Consider the following 6,254-nt stretch of genomic DNA (forward strand, 5'->3'; position numbering starts at 1 on the left):
GGTTAATGAAGTTATTCATACATTCTGGCAGCATAAAGGATTTCAGCAAAAATCTTCCAATGAATATTTTCGGGAATTTCTTCTCCCTGATTAGCGTAAAAGCCATCCATATCATCTGCCCAAGCAGCCATTGCCTCCAGAAAACTGGCTAGATCAGCATTCTCCCAACTCGAAGAATTGTTTTTATAATCATTAAGAATATCCAGAACAAATTTAGAGAAATCATCTCTTGTCTTAATCTGGTTAAGATTTTCAAGTAAGTTTAATTTTTTCATTTATCTCCTCTGCGAATACGAATCGAGGTGCCATCATTTTTACTCGTGAATTTAAATGACCCCTCAACAATCTCACTTGTGGTCGCGGGTGTTATGCGGATCGGCTTTGCTGCCTCCTGAAAGGCCTTAAGCCTGCGATTGTCTAACGAATAGATTTTACCATCTCTACTAAATACCCGTATAGGTGGCACATCACCCGCATTCAATTTTCCACTCTTTAGATCCTGGATTAAGTCTTCCACTTTTCGTCCGTTTGAAAAAGTTGCCTTAATGCTATCCTGAGTGAACCTGACAGCTTTAGGATTTATCAATCCCTTTCGGATTACAGCGACTCTTGGAGAGTTTACCCAGGCGCTATAGGAGGTAGAACCATCAGTCCTGGTATAAGATCGAATTCGAAATTTATAGGAACCACTTGTTAATCGCTTACCCTTTTCCCTTGGTAGGGCAATTGGGCCTGTACTCACTCCAGAATAAACACAAGACCATGTGGAACAACTATCTTTACACTGCTCAATTTCATAGCCGGTAATTTTTTTCCTTGACCCAGGGGTTTCCCATTTGACTTCAACAGTTCCTTGAGATCCTGGATTTTCAGAAACAGCATCCACCACTCGGGGAGCTTGTATCGGAGGGTTTACGAGCTGGACTTTCTCCAACTCTCCACTTTGAACAGTTATATTTCTTGGCGTGGGAAGAGGATTAGCACCATCTTGATGTTTCTCACGTGAAAAACCATCACAGCCTGTACTACTTCTGGGCTGCGTCTTGAACTCCGAAGGCCCTTGAGATAGCCCTTTAGATTGATATGAATACCCAGTAAACTTACTAAGCTCAGACCAAACACCACCCTCTTTTGGCTTTACCAGAGCATAGTCATTGACAACGCTTGGTAGTGAAAGCCAAGAAAATGGAATGTCTTCTATACGGCTGCTCGTTTCAGAGACAGCCGCTTTAACTACTAGTAGGGAAGAGTCTGAATACGATTTGCTAGAGAAACCACTGGCACAGGCTGTAAAAGATAAAAACAGAAAGTAGAAATATGCAATAAAACGCAGGCTTACAGACAAAGCTTTCACCCAAGAGTTGAGCACTACTGGATGGGGCACCACTGAAATTTTTTGTGACTACCCACTACCGCATCTATAAAAACCGATTATAGGGTGGGATTTTGCTTGTTGCGGTAAACACTACTGAATAGGTAGTCAGGTCTTAAGAGGATAATAATTCTATTGGCAAGAACAGATATAACGAGAGGAAGATTAAAAGGAATCGATACCTCTACAACCGGAAAGCACCTACCGCCCAGAAGCTTCAATAGCGAACTTATTTCTAGGTACCCTCCCCTTTAGTATATTTGAATGGAAAGCATAGGAGACTGAAGAAGACCAGCAGTTTTCACTTCAGCCCTCAACTATTGAACTAAAGATTTCCCGGTAGCACCCCTGACACTCCCTTCCTGAGGGTAAAACTGGGTAGAAAAAGTAGATCACTCATCTTTTTTGAACTCTAAAATATCACCGGGCTGACATTCAAGCGCTTCACATATTGCCGATAACGTATCAAACCTGACTCCTTTCACTTTGCCACGCTTCAATAATGACAAGTTAGCCTCGGTAATACCTATCTCAGCTGCCAATGATTTAGAGCTGACTTTACGTTTGGCCAGCATAACGTCCAAATTGACAATGATAGCCATGCTATACAAACTCTTTGTTTTCTTGCTCAATTTGTTTTGCTGCGCGCAAAATATAGAGGACGCTCACAAGTACGAACAATGTGAAAAGCCTACCGACATCAAATGACAGCACCAGGGTCAGTTCATTTTCATGCAAATACGATAGATAACTGAGCCACAAAGACTCCAGTAAGCGCACCAGGATCGAAGAACCATAGAGCCAAACCAACCACACATAGCAACGATCACTCTCTTTGCCAAAATAGTCACCCTTCGCGTACTGACCAAAAAGCCGCCAAAGCCAATAGATAAACAAGCCGGAAAGCACAAAGGTCGGTAGTTGGCCGAGTAATAGCATCGACCTGTACTCGTCACCTAACGCCCAAAGTTCCTGGAAAAGTGGGTTGCTGCTATTGAAGGCATTCTCATCGTAAACAAAGTAGTTGATTAGCAAAATGCTTATGGCAATCAAACTGACAGCGACGACAGTCCAGCGCAGACGCGTACTTAATACCTGAATATTTTGCTTCACAGGTTAGCTCCTTTGGGATAAGCAAACATTATACAACAGCATCTAATTTCTGCAATCCAGCTATAATTTATTGCTTTACAATAATTTATAGCTGCTCTACAGTATATCCATGGTCATCACTGATAAGGAGTTAAGTCCATGGAATTCAAGAATCACCGTTGGTCAATACGTAAGGCCATCTGCTGGCTGAGCTTTGCCACTGTATTTAGCGGCTGTAGCATGAATGTCGTTTTAGAGGATTCAGTATCAACAGAAGCTCAACAGGAGTTACTCCCTATTGAGAGTTTCTTTAATGACTCTGAAATCAATGGAGTCAAATTATCTTCTGATGGTCAATGGCTGGCCTGGCTCCAGCAACACAACGGAGCACCAAATATCTATGTAATGCCGAGTGATGGGAGTGTTGAGGATGCCTTCCCTTTAACTGCTTTTGCCGATGGAGCAGATAGCTTTTATTGGGATAAACATCAGCTCGGTATGTTTGTTTCTAAAGATTCCGATGGGAACGAACAGCACCAGATTTTCCGATTGGATCTGGAGGTAAAGGATAAAACTCTAAATTTGCTGAACACCCAAAATTTAACATCGAAAAAAGGTGTCAATTACATACTTTTGGGACAGGCTTCAAAAACACCTGACACCCTTACACTCATTGCGAATCACGACGATCCGATGACATTAAAATTTTATCGGCTGGATACTGAAGCCGGTAAGCTTACATCACTGATGACCAATACCGAGCGTTTTAATGATGTACTGATTGATCCTAAAGGATTTCCCATTGCTGGTGTGAGATCGAACCCAGATACATCAATGCAGTTATTTATTTATAAGAATAAATCCTGGCAAGAAGCCCTGAAAACTGAAGCGGGTGAAATTTTACACCTATCCAGTTATAACGCAGATCTTGGAAGAGTGTACTTCGAGTCCAGCTTCGGTGAGGCAGACACTTCGGGGTTAAAGCAATTGAGCTTGGCTTCAGGAGAAATCACGGATGTGCATACAGATCCCCATAAGCGATCCGACGTTTATAAGACCTTATTCAGTAAAGATGGAGAACTTCAGTTGGTTTCTTACTACTATGGATATCGAGAAGATTATCCAATTAGTAAGGAGTTCAAAAAGCATTGGCAATATATCACCAATCAATTTTCAGGCAGGGTAGAGATTGATGTTATCTCTCTCAATGAGGAGACTGGCATATGGCTGCTAGATATTGCCAGTGATGTCGATCTAGGGGCTTTCTATACCTACAATCAAGCAGACCAATCCCTGAGGCGCTTGATAGATAAAGATACAAGGTTAGATTCTGAATCTCTGGCAGAAAGACGCTCTATTACTTATAAAGCCCGTGACGGCATTACTATTCAAGCCTATCTGACTCTGCCCAAAGGCAAGAGCAGTCAATTGCCGCTAGTGGTATTGCCTCACGGTGGTCCATGGGGAAGAGATCACTGGAAACTTAGTGATAGCTTCTTCAATCGCGTGTCTCAGTTGCTATCGAATCGTGGTTATGCGGTATTACAACCCAACTTTCGTGCATCTACAGGCTTTGGTGAAACCTTCATCGCTTTGGGTAATCGCCAGTGGGGAACCGGTGCAATGCAACATGACTTGACTGATGGTGTTGAGTTTCTAGTGGAGCAAGGCATTGCGGACAAAGATAAAGTAGCAATCATGGGTGGGTCTTACGGTGGCTATGCAGCACTTTCCGGGTTGACTTTCACCCCAGATGTATATGCAGCCGCGATATCTTTTGTGGGCCCATCAAGCCTAGTCACCTTGGTTGAGTCATTCCCGGAGTATTATCGACCATTTATTTCCAACTGGTTCAAAGCAGTCGGTGATCCTTTGATTCAAGCAGACCGAGAGGATATGCAGGCCCGATCACCTTTAAACTTTACGGATCAAATTAAAGCACCTTTACTATTGGTTCAGGGTGCAAATGATCCTCGCGTTACTCAACTTGAGTCTGATCAAATTGCTATAGACATGTATCAAAAAGACTTAGCTGTCGAGTATATTTTGGCTAACGATGAGGGGCACGGATTTACCAAGCGCATTAATAAACTGGCTTATTTGATAAAAATGGAAGAATTTCTCTCTGAGCACTTAGGTGGTGAAGTAAGCTCTGATATTCCTGAGGAGCTTACTACCCATTTGGCTGGGCTTGAAGTTGACATATCAAAATTAGCCGAGGAGTAATCTTAAATAGATTTCTTGCGACCTTGAGTTGATTACCAATATGGAGCGCCTGTCTGTGATAGATCTTAATCAATATCGATCAAAGACAGGCTACTTTAAACTACTGTCATTTCAGCTTTTAAAGAACAACACAAGAAACTCCGTAACCCTAGCACCTTAATAGCGGAAAATATCTCACGACTGCCTCATTTTAAATTTAGATAGGCTTATGATTCATAAGCACAGCCAGCTAATAGAAATCTCGAGTTAGCTACTAAGCCATCACCCACTTGGAGCATCCGTTTAATCAGCAACCACCCGCATAGCAGGTGGTATGGTGAAAGCCCCCAGAGGGGGCCAGTTACAACCCCGCCAGTTGCATCTGCTCATGCTGGTATTCTTCTACCTCTTGATTCTTGATATACACTCAAATCACCTGCTCATCTAGCCCCACTATACTCACACAGTAACCCTGAGCCCAAAAGTGTCTTTCTGCGAAATTTCTCTGTACTTGCTTGTACTTCAGAAATATCTGGATTGCAGATTTCCCTTTCAGAAACCCGACCGTATTGGAAACACTAAACTTCGGAGGAGTCATTAACAGCATATGAATGTGATCCCTCATTGCGTACCCTTTACCAATTCAATGCTCTATTGACGACATAAGTCTCGGAATATTGCTCCAATCTCCCATCTCAATGTCCCAAATAAGGCTTTCTTTCGATACTTGGGCACAAATACCACGTGGTACCTGCAATAATGTTTCACGTGAGCTTGGCATTGCCAATCTCTCATATGGCTTCCTTCTGGAGCTTGCCCGTTCATGGAGGCCATATTTTTACTCTGTACACCGGAACAGCTGAGCCTTGTCAAGTCTCACCGCAGAGGCGGTGGTTTACCTATGTGTTAATTACTTATTGACACTAATGGGGGAGCAAAATCTACCGGAGGCACTCCTGACAATGTTATTAATGGGTCGGAGCTAAAAATAAGAAATGGATTGTATATAATTGAAGTAATAAAGTAAATCTTGGGCTTTTGTATGGCTATTAAACATAAAGCTGGAAGTGTAGTTAAAATTGAATTAGAAAGTGGTGAGTTTTGCTTTGCACATGTACTCAAGGACCCTCTTATAGCTTTTTACGATTTAAAAGTTAAGGAGATTCCGCCGATTAATGTTGTGATTAACTCCCCTATTTTATTTAAAGTTTGGGTTATGAAATATGCAGTTACATCCGGTCGATGGCCAATTATTGGCCAAAGCCCTTTAACAGAAGATCTAAGGGCACCAGTGACTTTTTTTAAGCAGAGCCCCATGAATGGTAATTTATTCCTATATAGGAACTCCGAAATTCAAGACGGACCTGTTTCAGCAGGGGATTGTGAAGGGTTAGAGAGAGCTGCCGTATGGGACCCAGAGCATATAGAAGATAGACTTCGAGATCACTTTTTAGGTGTACCTAATAAGTGGATGGAGTCATTAAAAATTAAGTAAAAAGAGAAGAAGGCCCGCAACGGCAGGCCTTATTAACTTCTTACGAACGACATAACTTCACTGAAGAAGTGCGCCTCAAACAAAATAAGG

General features: G+C 42.2%; 6 protein-coding genes and 1 pseudogene. 2 read left to right on the forward strand and 5 right to left on the reverse strand.

Translation table 11 applies throughout. The features are described from left to right. Positions 1-11: 11 nt before the first annotated feature. The 4 genes from ACXAFI_RS11075 to ACXAFI_RS11090 form a co-directional block, all read right to left on the reverse strand. Positions 12-275 carry a DUF7660 family protein gene (locus ACXAFI_RS11075; protein ID WP_475108847.1) on the reverse strand — a complete coding sequence of 88 codons (264 nt, stop codon included), beginning with the start codon at positions 273-275 and terminating at the stop codon, positions 12-14. After that, a complete protein-coding gene (locus tag ACXAFI_RS11080; protein WP_475108848.1) occupies positions 272-1,345 on the reverse strand; it encodes a hypothetical protein in 1,074 nt (357 codons plus the stop codon). Before ACXAFI_RS11080 ends, ACXAFI_RS11075 begins: the two co-directional genes overlap by 4 nt. Positions 1,346-1,764: 419 nt before the next feature. Next, positions 1,765-1,974, reverse strand: coding sequence for a helix-turn-helix domain-containing protein (locus ACXAFI_RS11085; protein ID WP_475108849.1), 210 nt, complete (start codon positions 1,972-1,974; stop codon positions 1,765-1,767). 1 nt (position 1,975) lies between these two features. Continuing rightward, positions 1,976-2,485 carry a hypothetical protein gene (locus ACXAFI_RS11090; RefSeq protein ID WP_475108850.1) on the reverse strand — a complete coding sequence of 170 codons (510 nt, stop codon included), beginning with the start codon at positions 2,483-2,485 and terminating at the stop codon, positions 1,976-1,978. Between the two features lie 138 nt (positions 2,486-2,623). On the opposite strand from ACXAFI_RS11090, the gene ACXAFI_RS11095 reads away from it, so the two are divergent. Then, positions 2,624-4,690: a S9 family peptidase gene (locus tag ACXAFI_RS11095; protein WP_475108851.1), complete on the forward strand. Its 2,067-nt coding sequence runs from the start codon at positions 2,624-2,626 to the stop codon at positions 4,688-4,690. A gap of 409 nt (positions 4,691-5,099) precedes the next feature. Here the strand turns inward: ACXAFI_RS11095 and tnpA are convergent. Further along, positions 5,100-5,464: pseudogene (tnpA, locus tag ACXAFI_RS11100) on the reverse strand (IS200/IS605 family transposase); the annotation flags it as partial. Between the two features lie 247 nt (positions 5,465-5,711). Between tnpA and ACXAFI_RS11105 the strand changes: the two are divergent. After that, the gene (locus ACXAFI_RS11105; RefSeq protein ID WP_475108852.1) at positions 5,712-6,164 is read left to right on the forward strand and encodes an immunity 26/phosphotriesterase HocA family protein; all 453 of its coding nucleotides are present in this window, start codon (positions 5,712-5,714) and stop codon (positions 6,162-6,164) included. Positions 6,165-6,254: the final 90 nt, after the last annotated feature.

It is taken from the genome of Microbulbifer sp. ABH2_005 (genome assembly GCF_056160005.1).

Coding starts and splice junctions, on each gene's coding strand:
- ACXAFI_RS11105 (WP_475108852.1), top strand. CDS start 5,712: ATGGCTATTAAACATAAAGCTGGAAGTGTAGTTAAAATTGAATTAGAA.
- ACXAFI_RS11095 (WP_475108851.1), top strand. CDS start 2,624: ATGGAATTCAAGAATCACCGTTGGTCAATACGTAAGGCCATCTGCTGG.
- ACXAFI_RS11075 (WP_475108847.1), bottom strand. CDS start 275: ATGAAAAAATTAAACTTACTTGAAAATCTTAACCAGATTAAGACAAGA.
- ACXAFI_RS11085 (WP_475108849.1), bottom strand. CDS start 1,974: ATGGCTATCATTGTCAATTTGGACGTTATGCTGGCCAAACGTAAAGTC.